Here is a 15,401-nt window from a genome sequence, read left to right as displayed (position 1 = left end):
CGGGGTTCTCGCGTTCTCCCGCGAGGATCTCCGCCGGTCTCCGAGTACCCTCAAGCACCATGTGCGGAATCGTGGGATACGTCGGCCACCGCCAAGCTCTGGGTGTAGTGGTCGAGGCGCTTCGGCGTATGGAATACAGGGGATACGACTCAGCGGGGATTGCGATACTCGACGGTGCTGGGAACACCGCTGTCGAACGCAAGGCGGGTCGGTTGGCGAATCTGGAGGCCGAACTGGAAGAAGTCGGCGCCGAGAGGTTCGTCGGGTCGACGGGGATGGGTCACACCCGGTGGGCAACTCACGGGCGGCCGACAGATCGAAACGCACATCCACATCGTGACGTGTCGGGGTCGGTCGCGGTCGTGCACAACGGAATCATCGAAAACTTCGGTCCACTTCGCGCCGAGCTCGAGGCCCGGGGCGTCGAGTTCTCCAGTGACACCGATACCGAGGTCGCAGTCCACCTCGTCTCGTGCGCGTATGAAGAGGGCCCGACGAAGGGCGATTTCGTCGCTAGCGCGAAGGCGGTGTTACGCAGACTCGAGGGCGCGTTCACTCTCGTGTTCACCCATTCCGATCATGCCGACACTATTGTCGCCGCGCGTCGCTCGACGCCGCTGGTCGTAGGCGTAGGTGTCGGCGAAATGTTCGTGGGTTCGGATGTGGCTGCATTCATCGAGCACACTCGCGAGGCCGTCGAACTCGGCCAGGATCAGGTAGTCGTCATCACTGCCGGTGGATACGAGATCACCGACTTCGACGGCAACGTAGCGTCGGGACGCCCTTTCCACATCGATTGGGATCTGGCTGCGGCCGAAAAGGGTGGTTACGACTACTTCATGCTCAAGGAGATCCAGGAGCAGCCCGCAGCCATCGCGGACACCTTGCTCGGGCACTTCGAGAATCAACGGATCGTCTTGGACGAGCAGCGGTTGTCGGATCAGGAGCTACGCGAGGTCGACAAGATTTTCGTCGTGGCGTGCGGAAGTTCTTATCATTCCGGGCTGCTTGCGAAGTACGCCATCGAGCACTGGACGCGGCTTCCGGTCGAGGTGGAACTCGCCAGCGAGTTTCGCTACCGAGATCCGGTTCTCGATCGATCCACTCTCGTGGTCGCGATTTCGCAGTCCGGCGAAACCGCGGACACGCTCGAAGCCGTACGCCATGCGAAAGATCAGGGCGCGCGAGTTCTAGCCGTGTGCAACACCAACGGCTCGCAGATTCCGCGCGAGGCCGACGCAGTCCTCTACACGCGAACAGGTCCAGAGATCGGCGTCGCGTCGACCAAGGCGTTTCTCGCTCAGGTCACTGCCAACTACCTGGTCGGGCTTGCCCTGGCGCAGGCTCGCGGAACGAAGTACCCCGATGAAGTCGCACGGGAGTTCGCAGACCTCGAAGCGATGCCCGTACTCGTGCAGAAAGTGCTCGATTCGGTGGAGCCGGTGCGTGAACTTGCACGAGAATTGGCCACTTCGCCGACGATTCTGTTCCTCGGCCGCCACGTCGGATATCCGGTGGCACTCGAAGGCGCCCTCAAGCTCAAGGAACTCGCGTACATGCACGCCGAGGGCTTCGCTGCAGGTGAACTCAAACATGGTCCCATCGCGTTGATCGAGGACGGGTTGCCCGTAATCGTGGTCATGCCCTCGCCGAAGGGGCGCGCGGTCCTTCACTCGAAGATGCTCAGCAACATTCGTGAAATCCAGGCGCGTGGTGCTCGAACAGTAGTGATCGCGGAGGAGGGTGACGACACTGTCCGTCCCTTTGCCGACCATCTGATCGAGATCCCGGTGGCTCCGACTCTTCTGCAGCCACTGCTCTCGACTGTGCCGTTGCAGGTCTTTGCCGCCGAAGTGGCTCAGAGTAGGGGATACGACGTCGACAAGCCGAGGAACTTGGCGAAGTCCGTCACTGTCGAGTAGCGGCAAACTGGGTGAACGTCCGACGGGAGACTGCTTATGCGGCACTATTTCACGCCTGATCAGGTTCGTGACGCGGAGCGACCGCTCCTCGAGGCGTTGCCGCCGGGCGTTCTGATGCGCCGTGCAGCCTACGGTCTGGCGACGGTAGTGGCGCGCGAGTTGGTTGGTCGGACAGGCGGGGTCGTCGGCCGACGGGTGAGCATTCTGGTCGGGTCGGGTGACAACGGCGGCGACGGGCTGTGGGCGGGCGCCATGCTGCGCGCCCGTGGGGTAGCGGTGAGTGCGGTCCTGCTGAAGCCGGACCGCACGCACCCGGAAGGCCTTGCGGCATTTCGACGCGCCGGCGGCAAAGTGGTGGCTGCACCGGACAATCCCGACCTGGTCATCGATGCCATCGTCGGAATCTCCGGCACCGGGCCGCTTCGATCCGATGCGGCGGCCATCGTTGCCGCACTCGACGCTCCGATCGTATCCGCGGACATTCCCAGCGGTGTCGATCCGACGACGGGCAGCGTGGATGGTCCAGCTGTTCGAGCTGCGGTGACCGTAACCTTCGGTGCGCGCAAACCCGTGCATGTCCTAGCGGTGCCGTATTGCGGCAGAGTCGAACTCGTAGAGATCGGGTTGAGCATGCCCGATCCGTACATTCGTGCCTTCGAGCCTGCCGACGTCGGCGCCCTTTGGCCGATTCCTTCTGCCGAGGACGACAAGTATTCGCAGGGTGTCGTAGGGATCGCCGCGGGCAGTGATCGATATCCGGGGGCTGCATTGTTGTGCACCGGAGCTGCGGTGGCCGCGACATCGGGGATGGTGCGGTACGTGGGTAGCGCGGCCGCAGAGGTTGTCTCTCACTATCCCGAGGTCATCGTCTCTGCCGATCCGGCAAGTGCTGGACGCGTCCAGGCATGGGTGGTCGGTCCAGGGTTCGACACCGGGGAAAGGTCGAGGGAGTGGTTGTCCGACATCCTGTCCTCCGATCTGCCCGTGGTGGTCGACGCAGATGCCCTGACCGTTCTGGCGTCGGAACCAGATCTGGTTCGGTCGCGCTCGGCACCGACGTTGCTCACACCGCATGCCGGTGAATTCGAGCGGTTGGCCGGCCGGGTGCCCGGCGCCGACAAGGTGTCCGCGGTACGCGATCTGGCATCGAATTGGGGTGTGACCGTTCTGCTCAAGGGCCGAGCGACGGTGGTCGCCGACCCGGATGGCAGGGTCCTCGTCAATGATGCGGGCGGATCAGCGGCGTCGACGGCAGGGTCCGGAGATGTTCTGTCCGGAGTGCTGGGGGCATTGCTGGCTACCGGACTCGAAGCCGCCGTTGCTGCTGCGTGTGGGGCCCGGGCACACTCTCTGGCGGCGGCGAAGGCCGCGCATGGGTCCAACGGCGAGTTCGCGGCACCGATCTCGGCTGGTCCTCTCCTGTCCGCGCTCCCCGAGGCCATCAGGATTCTTCGCTCCGTCGCACTGTGAAGACTTTTATGGACGGCCGCGCAGTGTTTTCGGTCACGATCGGCGCGAAGTGGAACGAGGACCTCGGTGCACCGAGTACAGAGCGATGTGTTGCGAGTGGCATCATCGAACGTTGTGGACAGTGAACTCGTGCCGGTAGTCGATGTGGCAGCAGTCAGCACACAGGACTCCTACTCCGGTACAGGTGCGACTGCCACCATCGATCTCGACGCGATCGCCCACAACGTCGCTGTTCTCCGTGAATACGCTGGTGACGCATCGATGATGGCCGTCGTGAAGGCGGATGGCTACAACCATGGTGCGCTGGCGGTTGCAACAGTGGCGCTGAACGCGGGAGCCGAAGAGTTGGGTGTCACGACACTCGACGAAGCGCTCACGCTGCGAAGGGCCGGCATCACTGCCCCGATTCTTGCCTGGCTGCACCGACACGACACCGACTTTGCTCCGGCAATCTCGGCTGGGGTCGAGATCGGCGTGTCCTCGGCCACCCAACTGTCGGCAGTAGTAGCCGCTGCTCGCATTGCGCACGTCCCCGCAGTCGTCACGTTGAAGGTCGACACCGGCTTGAACCGAAACGGCATCCCCGTCGAGCAGTGGGACGAGGTGATCGAGGCACTGGGTAGGGCCGTCGCGGAGGAGTCCGTTTCGTTGCGCGGAATCTTCTCTCATCTGGCGTGCGCGGACAGTCCGCAGCATCCTGCCAACGATCGCCAAGCGGAAAATTTGCGTGCCGCTCTCGCTCGCGTGCGGGCAGCCGATATGCAGCCAGAGAAGGTGCATCTGTCCAATTCGGCGGCCACTCTCACTCGTCCCGATCTCCGTTTCGACATGGTCCGTCCAGGTATTGCGATGTACGGTTTGTCGCCGATACCGGAACTCGGTGATTTCGGTTTGCGGCCCGCGATGACGGTGTCGACACCGGTAGCGTTGGTGAAGAAGGTCGGGGCCGGTGACGGAGTGTCCTACGGGCACACGTGGACCGCCGAAAAGGACACCACGGTTGCGCTCATCCCGATGGGATACGCCGATGGGCTCGTCCGCAATCTGAGCGGGCGTTTCGACGTGCAGATCGGTTCGCGCCGGTTTCCCTCGGTTGGGCGGGTATGTATGGACCAGTGCGTGGTGGATCTCGGGCCGAGCGGGTCAGGGGTCACCGAAGGCGATACTGCGGTCCTCTTCGGATCCGGTGACGGAGGGGGACCACGTGCACAGGACTGGGCGGATCGGTTGGGCACCATCCACTACGAGATAGTCACCGGAATTCGGGGCCGAGTGCGCAGGTCGTACAAGGGCATCGGCGCGGGACCACCGGAGATGAGAGCGGGTGAGGTGATCAGATGAATTTGCTCGGAAATCTAGGCATAGTCAACAGCGTCGGGTTGGCCCTGCGCGAAACGATGCTGCGTTCGAACAAGGATCCTCTGGCCAACGAGAATCTCGAGCTGATGGACGCCGATCGGGGATCCATCGTCACCGCCGACGACGGAGTTCCGCTCGCAGTTCGCGAAGTCGGGCCCACCGACGCCCCCATCACCGCGGTATTCGTACACGGGTACTGCCTCCATATGTCTTCGTGGCACTTTCAGCGCCAGGCGTTGGAGCAAGAGTGGGGCTCGTCCGTCCGAATGGTCTTTTACGACCAGCGGGGCCATGGCAAGTCCGGTGAGCCGACGCCTGAAAGTTGCACCATCGAGCAGCTCGGGTCCGATCTCGACGCCGTCATCCGCGCAGTCGCACCGCGCGGTCATCTCGTACTCATCGGTCACTCGATGGGTGGAATGACGATTCTGTCGTTGACGCGTCAGCGTCCGGACCTGGTCAAGGACAGGGTCGTCGGCGTTGCCTTGCTATCGACGACAGCCGCTGGACTGGCCGAAACCGGCTTGGGTAAAAGCCTGAACAATCCCGTCATCGACGCATTTCGCTTTGCTGTCCGCACTTCGCCCGGCGTGGTCCAGCTCGGACGCGGGGCCGTACGGGCGCTGATCTCGCCGGTGCTTCGTGCGGCGTCATACGGAACGCGGGTGAGTCCGCGCTTGGTCGCCTTCTCTCAATCGATGATCGACGACACCTCGGTAGTCACGATCGTCAACTTTCTGAAAACCCTCGAGCTACACAACGAAAAGGATGCGCTGGTGCACTTGACCCGCATTCCGGTGACCGTCATGTGTGGCGACGAGGACTGGATCATTCCGCTCGCGAGCTCGTTGGCGATGGCTCGAGCCCTGCCCGAAGCCGAAGTCGTTCGGGTGCCTCAAGCAGGTCATCTCGTGCAGCTCGAGTTTCCGGACAAAGTCAATGCCGCCCTGGTTCGCCTCCTCACCCGTGCCGACGCTGTGCGGGCACGTCGTCGAAGCGGACGGCGCGGAATTGGCTGAGTGCCCGCCGCCGTCCACGTTGCATTTCGATGGACGCTCACTGATCTTGCCGACGGCGGCCGACACGGAGGACTTCGGATACCGGCTGGCTCAAACCCTCGTCGCCGGCGACCTCGTGATCCTCGATGGACCGCTGGGTGCGGGAAAGACCGCGATGACGCGTGGCATCGCGTCGGGTCTCGGGGTGCAGGGCAGGGTCAGCTCGCCGACATTCGTCATTGCCCGCGAGCACCGGGCCGGGATTCGGCCGAACGGTGCTGCCCCCGTGTCCTTGATTCACGTGGATGCGTACCGGCTGGGAATGACGGGGCAGTCGTCTCTCGACGAACTGGACGCGTTGGACCTCGACACCGATCTGGAAGCGGCTGTGGTCGTCGTCGAATGGGGCGAGGGACTGGTCGAGCAGCTCACCGACTCTCATGTTTCGGTACGTATTCGGCGCGACCTCGACACCGATGACAGATCCGTCGAATTGAGCCGAGTCCAACGTTCGGTGCAGGACTGACGGTGCCGCGGCAGGCCCGTCGTGACATGCGGGTACCCTGAGAAACCGTGCTCGTTCTCGCTGTCGATACCTCCACGCCCGCAGTCACCGCCGGTGTGGTCCGCGTCACCGACGGGCAGCCGCATGCCCTGTCCCAGCGAATCGTGGTCGATCCTCGGCTTCACGCCGAGGTGCTCACGCCCAACATTGTCCAATGCTTGGCCGAGGCCGCCCTCACTCCGCAGGATCTGCAAGCCGTAGTCGTCGGTGTCGGTCCTGGCCCGTTCACCGGTCTTCGTGTCGGAATGGCTACTGCCTCCGCATTTGCCGACGCACTGGGCATTCCGATCTACGGTGTCTGCAGTCTCGACGCGATTGCCGCCGAACTTCCCGACGAGCCCGATCTGGTGGTCGTCACCGATGCCAGGCGTCGCGAGGTGTATTGGGCGCGGTACCGACATGCGGTCCGGTACGCAGGCCCGGAGGTCGTTGCTCCTGCTTTGCTCGATGTTGCCGGGGCGAGTGGGGCTGCTGGATCTCCGTTACATCTCGCGTTGTTCGAAGTTCCTGTACGAGAAGTGGTGTCGCCGTCGCCGCAGGGGTTGGTACTGGCGGCTCTCGAGCAACTGGCATCCTCATCCGCGCCGGCACCGATCGTGCCGCTCTATCTTCGCCGGCCGGACGCGAAAACGCTCGAGGAGCGGGCAGCAGCGAAGACGGTGACATCATGACCGTGATTCTTTCGCCACTGACCATGGCCGATGTCGAGCGTTGTGCCGAACTCGAGAGCGTGTTGTTTCCTGGGGACGACCCATGGACCGCGCAGGCTTTTCTGTCGGAACTTGCTGCGCCGCACAATCATTACGTTGCCGCGCGTGAGGGCGGCACGCTGGTGGGTTATGCCGGGGTCGCCTTGCTGGGCCAGGGGGAGTCGGTGGAGTCGGAAGTACACACCATCGGGGTCGATCCTCTCTCACACCGCCGCGGCATCGGAGGGGCATTGTTGGCCGATCTGCTCGCGGTTGCCGACAGTCACGGTGGACCGGTATTCCTCGAAGTGCGTACCGACAACGAACCGGCTATCGAGCTCTACACCCGTACCGGGTTCGTGGTGGTCGGGACTCGACGAAAGTACTACCAGCCGAGCGGTGCGGACGCGTACACGATGCGGCGCGAAGTCGGGAATGGAGGCACGCTCTCGTGATCGTGTTGGGCATCGAAAGTTCTTGTGACGAAACAGGTGTGGGTGTCGTCCGCTGGCGTGATTCCGGTGTGTGCGAGTTACTCGCAGACGAGGTCGCGTCCAGTGTCGACGAGCATGCTCGGTACGGCGGTGTCGTCCCCGAGGTAGCCTCACGCGCGCATCTCGAGGCGATGGTTCCGACCATGCGGCGTGCGCTGGCAACTGCCGACATCGATCGGCCCGACGCAGTGGCCGTGACGATCGGCCCCGGATTGGCAGGTGCCCTGCTCGTCGGCGTCGCCGCAGCCAAAGCGTATGCGGCCGCATGGGGTGTGCCGTTCTACGCCGTCAACCATTTGGGTGGGCATGTAGCGGTCGATACCCTCGAGCACGGTCCGATGCCCTCATGCGTCGCGCTTCTGGTATCCGGCGGGCATACGCACCTGCTGCACGTGGACGACCTCGGTGCTCCGATCGTCGAGTTGGGCACCACTGTCGACGACGCAGCGGGTGAGGCGTTCGACAAGGTTGCCAGGTTGCTCGGTTTGGGTTATCCGGGCGGCCCGGCGCTCGATGATGCTGCGCGTGAAGGTGATCCGCATGCTATTGCGTTTCCGCGAGGTATGACGGGTCCGCGCGACGCGAGGTACGATTTCTCGTTCTCCGGGGTGAAGACGGCGGTGGCCAGGTTCGTCGAGGCACGTCGACGCGCAGGAGACAGCATTCCCGTCGCAGACATCGCTGCGTCCTTTCAGGAGTCCGTGGCCGATGTGCTGACCATGAAGGCAGTGCGCGCGGCTCAGGATGTCGATGTGAACACGCTCGTGTTGGGGGGCGGAGCCACCGCGAACTCGAGAATTCGATCGATGGTTGAAACTAGGTGCAGCGCAGCGGGATTGACGTTGAGAATTCCGAAGCCTCGGTTATGCACCGACAATGGAGTGATGATCGCCACGCTCGGCGCGCACCTGATAGCGGGTGGGGCAGAGGCATCCGATCTGCGAGCGGCGACCGACCCGGGGCTCCCGGTGTCCACCAGCCTGATCTCTGGCCGCGCCTAGTTCGTGGTGGCCGGCTGATTCGTTGTCACTGGACCCGAGGTCGGTTGCACAGGTGCTCCTGCCGTGCTGTCTGCAGTGTCATCCGAGGGTGAAGCCGGGTTCGCTGGAACGATTGCGGGCGGAGACCACACGGTCGGTGGGGGCGTCAACTCCGGCGGCGACGGAGGAGTAGGTGTCCCGCCGGCGTCCGCCGTGGGGACACCAGGCGGGAGAACCGGAACGGACTCGCTCGACGTCACCGAAGGTACTCCGGTCGGGGTCGTTTCGGACGGGGTGGCCAGAGGCGGGGTGGCCAGAGGTGGGGTGGCTTGAGGCGGGGTCGACTCAGGCGGTGTGGATTCCGGAATACTCGGAGTCGGCGAGGGCGGCGCGATCGTGGTGCTGTCGGGGAGCGGAACGATCTCGCCCCAATTCGGCAGAGTGGGAAACGGAATCAACGGAAGATCCGGCGCCGGGTGCAGCGTCGGCGTCGATGCCGCCGGCCAACTGGTGGGCGTCGGCGCCACGTCGGTGACGCTGCTGCGCTCGGATGTGGCCGATGCCGATGCCGACATCTGGGCTGAAGTCGGATTCCCGGTCGAGACCTCGGTGGAGGTTGTCGTGGCCCGCGGATCGGCCGCGCTGATGGTGGTGCCGTCGACGATCGAGGCTTTGCTCTGATCGCTCTGTTGCTCTGACGGAACTTCGGTGCCTGCCGGGGAGTAGCCGGTGTCATCGGACGGGGTCAGTGCCTGAATTCCGTAGACGAGGACGATACCGGCGACGAGGAAAGCTCCGACCAACGCTCCGGAGTAACGACCGACCGATCGAACCGGCGATCCGGCAGTGGCACCGACCGTGGGGTAGAGACCCTGAGCAGCGGTCAGGGCGACATGCGCGGCACCTGTAGCAAGGACGGCATCGGGTTCGTCGACGGTAAGAACCGGAAGTCCGAGTTCGGACTCGACGACGGTCCGCACGAGCGGTATGTGGGCGCCGCCGCCGATGAGTACCACCGCTTCGGGTGCACGGCCCGTCCGGTCGGCCGCCTGCGTGATACGACGCACCAACTTTGTCACCGACGGGCGGATCAGCGCGTCGAATTCCGTCCGAGACACCGTGGTCGTCACCCCGTCGTGGCTGATGGATGCCGAGTCGTATGTCGACAGGTGTTCTTTGACCGTGCGGTACCGCGCAGAATCGTTGCTGCGGTTGTCCTCTCGCGATCGACTTTCGCGTTCCGGTCTACCGCGTACGAGCTCCTTGACGAGATTGTTGACCGCGTCACCACCGAATTCGTCGCGGGGTTCGTAGGCGTGGACGAGGCCGGATTGGGCATCGATGATCGTCACGGTCGAGCCCGAGGCGCCCAGGTCGACAACCGAGACGGTGCCGTAGCGCGCAATGAGCCCGGAGTCGGCAAGGAATGCGTGGGAAGCCGCGGATTCAGGAATCAACGAGACAGCACGGCGTGAACTGCTACATGCCGAACGAATGGACGAGGATTGTTCGGGAGTGCGATACGACACGGCGATGGTGTCCGGCTCACGCCGTCCGGTCGAATGTGCGCCTTGCCCGGCGGGTGCAGGAGCCAGGGTCGTCATCAACTCTATTGCCGATGTGACCAGCTGACCGATGTCCGTATTTGCTTCACTGTCTGCGGACACCGTGCGGTATTCGACGGTGTGCGAACCATCTTCGTCCACCACGACCAGGGCAGCGCACACAACCTCGGTTCCGGTAGAAACCCCTATTCCAACCTTCATCGTGCACCTCCCCACCCTGTTCGAAATCGACTACGTGTCCCGACGCTGTTGCGGCTCCGTTTCGCCGCAACCCGATACTGCATCAGAAGTTCACCATCGGAACTATATCGTCTCGTTATCCGAACGTTACAGAATTTTTCGAAAAAACGTGAACTTTCGCACCGAGATACCGCTATGACAAGGAGGTCTGCGTTTCGATCAATTCTCTCGAGGGGCGAATTTGGCTGGTTCTACGCCCTATTCCCGGCTGGGCGAGAAGGAACGGCGTGTACTTCTGTGCCGCGCACTGTTTCGACCCGTCGTCACAGCAGTCCTTTTGACTGCCTTCTACTTCGTCGCCCCGATGAACGGTGCCGCCGACGTCGGGTCCCTCACCATCCTTGCCGTCGTACTGATCGGGGTCGGCGTCGTGTTCGCATGGCAGGTCGCGAAAATTCTGAAGGCCGACTATCCGACAATCCAGGCGATCGAAGCCACTGCGGCAATCGTTCCGATATATCTCATCGGTTTTTCCACCGTTTACTACCTGATGGCCGAAGCGGCGTCCGACAATTTCACCGAGCCGGTGTCCCGGATGGGCAGCCTCTATTTCACCCTGTCCGTGTTTTCCACCGTGGGGTTCGGTGATATTGCCGCATCCACCGATTCTGCCCGCGCTGTCGTTTCGCTACAGATAGTGGGGAATCTGGTGATCATCGCGCTCGGCGGCCGACTCCTGTTGGCCGCGATCAGGCGAGGGCAAGCGCGAAACGTCGGCTGATCGGTGCGCGAGGCAGGGTCGAGTCTTCGACGTCGGAGAACCCAGACCTTGAGTGCTGGCACTCGCGTGTATAGAGTGCTAGTTGGCACTGAGTGAGTTCCCGGCACCCGCGACGACGGGAACGAGCGCAGAGCTACGAACGTAGAAGATGCACAACAGCACGATCAAACACAGCTGTCCGGGGATCCGACCCCGGACGCGCACCCCGTAACAATGGAGGGCTCAACGTGGCGAGCGTGAAAATCAAGCCGCTCGAGGACAAGATCCTCGTCCAGGCCAATGAGGCCGAGACGACGACCGCCTCCGGTCTGGTCATCCCCGACACAGCCAAGGAGAAGCCTCAGGAAGGCACCGTCGTCGCAGTCGGCGAAGGCCGTGTCACCGAAAAGGGCAACCGGATCCCGGTCGACGTCAAAGAAGGCGACACCGTCATCTACAGCAAGTACGGCGGCACCGAGATCAAGTACGCCGGCGAGGAGTACCTGATTCTGTCGGCACGCGACGTGCTGGCCGTCATCGCCAAGTAAGTCATATACGCACCCCGCCCCGGAACCCGATTCACTTCGGTCCCGGGGCGGAGTGCGTTCGATCGAGTCCCGACTCGAAGGAGAAACACCGAAAACATGGCAAAGCAAATCCGATTCAACGAGGAAGCTCGCCGCGCCCTCGAGCGTGGAGTCGACAAACTCGCCGACGCGGTCAAGGTGACGCTCGGACCCCGTGGACGGCACGTTGTGCTGGCCAAAGCTTTCGGTGGCCCAACGGTCACCAATGACGGTGTCTCGATCGCCCGTGAGATCGACCTCGAAGACCCGTTCGAGAACTTGGGTGCCCAGCTCGTCAAGAGCGTCGCGACCAAGACCAATGACGTCGCAGGCGACGGAACCACCACCGCAACAGTGCTTGCACAGGCACTCGTTCGCGGCGGACTCAAGAACATCGCCGCCGGCGCGAACCCGATAGCACTCGGATCGGGAATCGCCAAGGCTGCAGACAAGGTTGCCGAGGCGCTCCGCGCTGCCGCTACTCCGGTCGAGGGCAAAGAGGCCATCGCCCAGGTTGCGACAGTGTCTTCACGCGACCCCGAGATCGGCGAACTGGTCGGCGAGGCACTCACCCGTGTCGGCTCCGACGGCGTGGTGACGGTCGAAGAGTCCTCGACTCTGAGCACCGAACTGACGGTCACCGAAGGTGTGCAGTTCGACAAGGGCTACCTGTCGCCGTACTTCGTGACCGATCTCGATGCACAGCAGGCTGTTCTCGAGGACGCGTACATTCTGCTCTTCCGCGAGAAGATCACCTCCCTTCCCGACTTCCTTCCGTTGCTGGAAAAGGTCGCCGAGAGTGGCAAGCCACTGCTGATCATCGCCGAGGACATCGAGGGCGAAGTTCTCTCGACACTCGTGGTGAACTCCATCCGCAAGACCATCAAGGCCGTTGCCGTCAAGGCACCGTTCTTCGGTGATCGTCGCAAGGCGTTCCTCGACGACCTGGCAGTGGTGACGGCAGCACAGGTCATCACAGCCGATGTCGGCCTCAGTCTCAAGGAAGCAGGACTCGAGCTTCTCGGTCAGGCGCGTCGCGTCGTCGTCACCAAGGACGACACCACGATCGTCGACGGAGCGGGCACTCAGGTCGACATCGATGCACGTGTCGGACAGTTGCGTCGCGAGATCGAGAACACCGACTCGGACTGGGATCGGGAGAAGCTCGAGGAGCGCCTCGCGAAGCTGTCCGGTGGCATTGCGGTCATCAAGGTGGGCGCAGCAACCGAGACCGAGCTCAAGGAACGCAAGTTCCGCGTCGACGACGCGGTCAATGCGGCCAAGGCTGCGGTCGAAGAAGGCATTGTTCCCGGTGGAGGGTCGGCGCTGACGCAGGCTGCGCTTTCGCTCGTGGACAATCTCGGACTGACGGGTGACGAGGCTACCGGTGTCGCAGTCATGCGTACGGCCCTGAATGCGCCGCTGTTCTGGATCGCAGCCAACGCTGGTGTCGACGGTTCCGTCGTGATCAGCAAGGTCGCCGAACTCCCCAAGGGCCACGGCTTCAACGCCGCGACTCTGACCTACGGAGATCTACTCGCCGACGGCGTGGTGGACCCGGTCAAGGTGACTCGCTCGGCAGTCGTCAATGCTGCCTCGGTCGCACGGATGATTCTGACGACCGAAAGCGCGATCGTCGAGAAGCCGGTCGACTACGAGGAGCCTGCGGGCGGGCACGGCCACAACCACTGATCGACACGCTGTACGAACAAACGCGATGGACCCCCTCCGAAATGGAGGGGGTCCATCGCGTTCTTGTTGCGCTTCGTCGCGAGCTCTCCGGCTACACAGCGATTCGACGGCGGGTGTGTCGGACGTGGATATCCCGCTCGTTCTCAGACATTCCTCCCCAGATTCCGTATGGTTCGGAAACGCTGAGCGCATGTGTACGACATTGTGCGAGTACTGGGCAACCGCGGCACATTTCCTTGGCGCGCATCTCTCGCTGAGCGCGAGCGCGTCCTCGCTCCCCATCCGGGTGGAAGAACATCGACGAGTCGACTCCACGGCACAGGCCGTGCATCTGCCAGTCCCAGATGTCGGCATTGGGCCCAGGGAGGTGGTTCGGCTGTGGCATGGCTACTCCTAGGGTGCGGCTCGCGTCCTTCGTGAAGTCGGCGAGTGTGGAAGAGCGGCAAGCGGGGCTGGCATCGGTGTCGACGTGAACTTTTCTTTACAAGGCCCGTGAGAAGAACTGAGCATGATTGAAGTTCGGGTCGGTACGCGTGCACCGACTTTGTCGGAACATCCACAACGTTATGTGAGTAGAGGAAAACGAGTCAATAGTTTCTCATCGTGTCGATGTGCATAGGCAATCGCGAAACTTTTACTTGTTGGTTATTTACTTCGGAACAATCTCGTGCATGGCGGAACGGTCGAAGAAGCCGCCGTGCCGCAGCGCCGACGGGTGTGTCTCCACCCTCGTCATGCAACACAGGGTCGTGCACCCCGGTGGGCCGCCACGGGATCAGTAGTGAGAACTGACCGGAGAATTCCAGCATCCTTGCAGCTAGAGCGGCTGAGGCTGCGCTACACAAGCGTGAGAGTCCCTCGCAAATCTGCGCGCGTGAACGATTCGGGCGTCAGTCGAGTTCGAAACGAAGGTAGAGAAAGCGTTGGTCTCGTCCATATCCAGCACGTTCTCTTCGGGACCAGGTGCTGGCCGGCGTAAAAGAGGTACCGTTTAACCTTCTGTTCACACACGGTCTGCATTGCTCACGCATTCATCGCAGAATAAATTGTTAATTCTGTGAAACAAATCGCGGAAAAGTTCGAATTCAGTTTGCGAAACAAGGAAATGGTCGAGCTGTCCGGAACAAAAACCACATTCCCTTGTGCTCGGCGGTATCAAGCCTTCGAGCCCGGGTTTTGCCCGAAGGTACTCTTGCTCGGTGCACCTGGCCGATACAGAACGTGTCCCGACGGCGGTCGACATTTTACGGGGTGCCGCGTTCGGGGCGAATCCTGGTTTGTGGCCGCTCCCGTCGGCGCACGACCCGACTTCGACGTGGCTTCGAGCGATCGTGCTGGGGGGACAGGGGCGGTACGCGCTGGGTCGCGCCGAACTGGACTCGCTCGAGAACGTGCTCCCGACGGGGCGCACCGTGCTCTCGCTTGCTGGGTCGACACGCGGGTCGTGGTCGAGACAGATCGGTGATCACCGTACTGCGACGCGATTCGACGGGTTCGCCATTGCGCGAGTGGGCGTGGCCGGCGGAGTCGAGTGCCCATTGCTGGTCGAGGCCCGATGCGATGCGCTCACCGGGCTGGCCGCCGATGCACTGGGTTCGGGGCGATTCGCCTTGTCCTCGGCATTTCTCGACAGATGTAGTAATACGCTCGCGCAGTACTCGAGCTGGGATCTGTGGCGACCACAGCTGAGACTTCGATGGGTCGCGGCAGAGCTGGCGATGTTCTCGGGCGACGGCTCCGCGGCTGTGCGACACGCACTCGATGCACGCGAACGTGCGACCGATATCGTTTCGTTACGGCACCGAGTGAAAACCGAGCTGATTGTCGCCGCCGCGTACAGCTCGGTGGGGGACCTCGACGGTGCGCGCGCGCTGGCCTACTCGGTGCTCGATGCCTGTTCGGAGCTCGGACTTCTACCATTGCGGTGGGCGAGTGCCATGCTGTTGGACGGCATCTGCGAGGGGAGCGCCGCAAAGAAGGTCGTCGCCGAGAGTGCTGCACTTCTCGGCCGACGGGGTGGCGACGTTATCGCTGTGTGACGTCACGGACCGAGCGGTTCGATTATGAACGGGGAGGGTAGCTATCCTTACTAGGTTCCACCTGCGGGTGGAAGCGCCAGTCGATCCGGGCGGCGTCACTGTAACGCGGGGAATCCTTGAGC

Annotated in this window: 14 protein-coding genes; 12 read left to right on the top strand and 2 right to left on the bottom strand. The window is 62.8% G+C overall.

Translation table 11 applies throughout. The annotated features are described in order from the left end of the window. Nucleotides 1-59 precede the first annotated feature (59 nt). From glmS to tsaD, 8 genes are all read left to right on the top strand, one after another. Complete coding sequence (gene glmS / locus QMK32_RS16110) at nucleotides 60-1,922, top strand: glutamine--fructose-6-phosphate transaminase (isomerizing) (protein ID WP_283476078.1); 1,863 nt, start codon at nucleotides 60-62, stop codon at nucleotides 1,920-1,922. Between the two features lie 36 nt (nucleotides 1,923-1,958). Next, nucleotides 1,959-3,392, top strand: a complete 1,434-nt coding sequence (locus QMK32_RS16105) for an NAD(P)H-hydrate dehydratase (protein ID WP_283476076.1) — start codon at nucleotides 1,959-1,961, stop codon at nucleotides 3,390-3,392. 144 nt (nucleotides 3,393-3,536) lie between these two features. After that, complete coding sequence (gene alr / locus QMK32_RS16100; protein ID WP_283476153.1) at nucleotides 3,537-4,733, top strand: alanine racemase; 1,197 nt, start codon at nucleotides 3,537-3,539, stop codon at nucleotides 4,731-4,733. Next, nucleotides 4,730-5,770, top strand: a complete 1,041-nt coding sequence (locus QMK32_RS16095; RefSeq protein ID WP_502943640.1) for an alpha/beta fold hydrolase — start codon at nucleotides 4,730-4,732, stop codon at nucleotides 5,768-5,770. The genes alr and QMK32_RS16095 overlap by 4 nt, the downstream gene beginning before the upstream one ends. Nucleotides 5,771-5,789: 19 nt before the next feature. Continuing rightward, nucleotides 5,790-6,275 (top strand): tRNA (adenosine(37)-N6)-threonylcarbamoyltransferase complex ATPase subunit type 1 TsaE, encoded by a 486-nt coding sequence (tsaE, locus tag QMK32_RS16090; protein ID WP_269303706.1) that lies wholly within the window; start codon nucleotides 5,790-5,792, stop codon nucleotides 6,273-6,275. Between the two features lie 47 nt (nucleotides 6,276-6,322). Next, nucleotides 6,323-6,985: a tRNA (adenosine(37)-N6)-threonylcarbamoyltransferase complex dimerization subunit type 1 TsaB gene (tsaB, locus tag QMK32_RS16085; protein WP_283476075.1), complete on the top strand. Its 663-nt coding sequence runs from the start codon at nucleotides 6,323-6,325 to the stop codon at nucleotides 6,983-6,985. Next, a complete protein-coding gene (gene rimI / locus QMK32_RS16080) occupies nucleotides 6,982-7,458 on the top strand; it encodes a ribosomal protein S18-alanine N-acetyltransferase (RefSeq protein ID WP_283476074.1) in 477 nt (158 codons plus the stop codon). Before tsaB ends, rimI begins: the two co-directional genes overlap by 4 nt. Then, the gene (tsaD, locus tag QMK32_RS16075) at nucleotides 7,455-8,498 is read left to right on the top strand and encodes a tRNA (adenosine(37)-N6)-threonylcarbamoyltransferase complex transferase subunit TsaD (protein ID WP_283476071.1); all 1,044 of its coding nucleotides are present in this window, start codon (nucleotides 7,455-7,457) and stop codon (nucleotides 8,496-8,498) included. The genes rimI and tsaD overlap by 4 nt, the downstream gene beginning before the upstream one ends. On the opposite strand, the gene QMK32_RS16070 is transcribed toward tsaD, so the two are convergent. Then, on the bottom strand, nucleotides 8,495-10,243 hold the full coding sequence (locus tag QMK32_RS16070; RefSeq protein WP_283476070.1) for a DUF7159 family protein: 1,749 nt from the start codon (nucleotides 10,241-10,243) through the stop codon (nucleotides 8,495-8,497). The two genes, tsaD and QMK32_RS16070, sit on opposite strands and share 4 nt — an antisense overlap. Before the next feature lie 220 nt (nucleotides 10,244-10,463). Here QMK32_RS16070 and QMK32_RS16065 point away from each other — a divergent pair, with 220 nt between their 5' ends. The 3 genes from QMK32_RS16065 to groL all read left to right on the top strand — a co-directional run bounded on the left by QMK32_RS16065 (nucleotide 10,464) and on the right by groL (nucleotide 13,240). Next, complete coding sequence (locus tag QMK32_RS16065) at nucleotides 10,464-11,003, top strand: potassium channel family protein (protein WP_283476069.1); 540 nt, start codon at nucleotides 10,464-10,466, stop codon at nucleotides 11,001-11,003. Nucleotides 11,004-11,230: 227 nt separating this feature from the next. Next, a complete protein-coding gene (gene groES / locus QMK32_RS16060) occupies nucleotides 11,231-11,530 on the top strand; it encodes a co-chaperone GroES (RefSeq protein ID WP_008718149.1) in 300 nt (99 codons plus the stop codon). 96 nt (nucleotides 11,531-11,626) lie between these two features. Continuing rightward, entirely contained in the window at nucleotides 11,627-13,240 is a 1,614-nt protein-coding gene (gene groL, locus QMK32_RS16055; protein ID WP_269303018.1) for a chaperonin GroEL, read from the top strand. 91 nt (nucleotides 13,241-13,331) lie between these two features. Here groL and QMK32_RS16050 read toward each other — a convergent pair whose 3' ends face one another. After that, on the bottom strand, nucleotides 13,332-13,625 hold the full coding sequence (locus QMK32_RS16050) for a WhiB family transcriptional regulator (RefSeq protein ID WP_269303020.1): 294 nt from the start codon (nucleotides 13,623-13,625) through the stop codon (nucleotides 13,332-13,334). 814 nt (nucleotides 13,626-14,439) lie between these two features. On the opposite strand from QMK32_RS16050, the gene QMK32_RS16045 reads away from it, so the two are divergent. Beyond that, nucleotides 14,440-15,279: a hypothetical protein gene (locus tag QMK32_RS16045; RefSeq protein ID WP_283476067.1), complete on the top strand. Its 840-nt coding sequence runs from the start codon at nucleotides 14,440-14,442 to the stop codon at nucleotides 15,277-15,279. The last annotated feature ends 122 nt before the right edge of the window (nucleotides 15,280-15,401 follow it).

Source organism: Rhodococcus sp. H29-C3, assembly GCF_030063405.1.
Taxonomy (GTDB): Bacteria; Actinomycetota; Actinomycetes; order Mycobacteriales; family Mycobacteriaceae; genus Rhodococcoides.
Note: the sequence above shows the minus strand (reverse complement) of the source record. Positions and strands in the feature narration are given on the sequence as shown.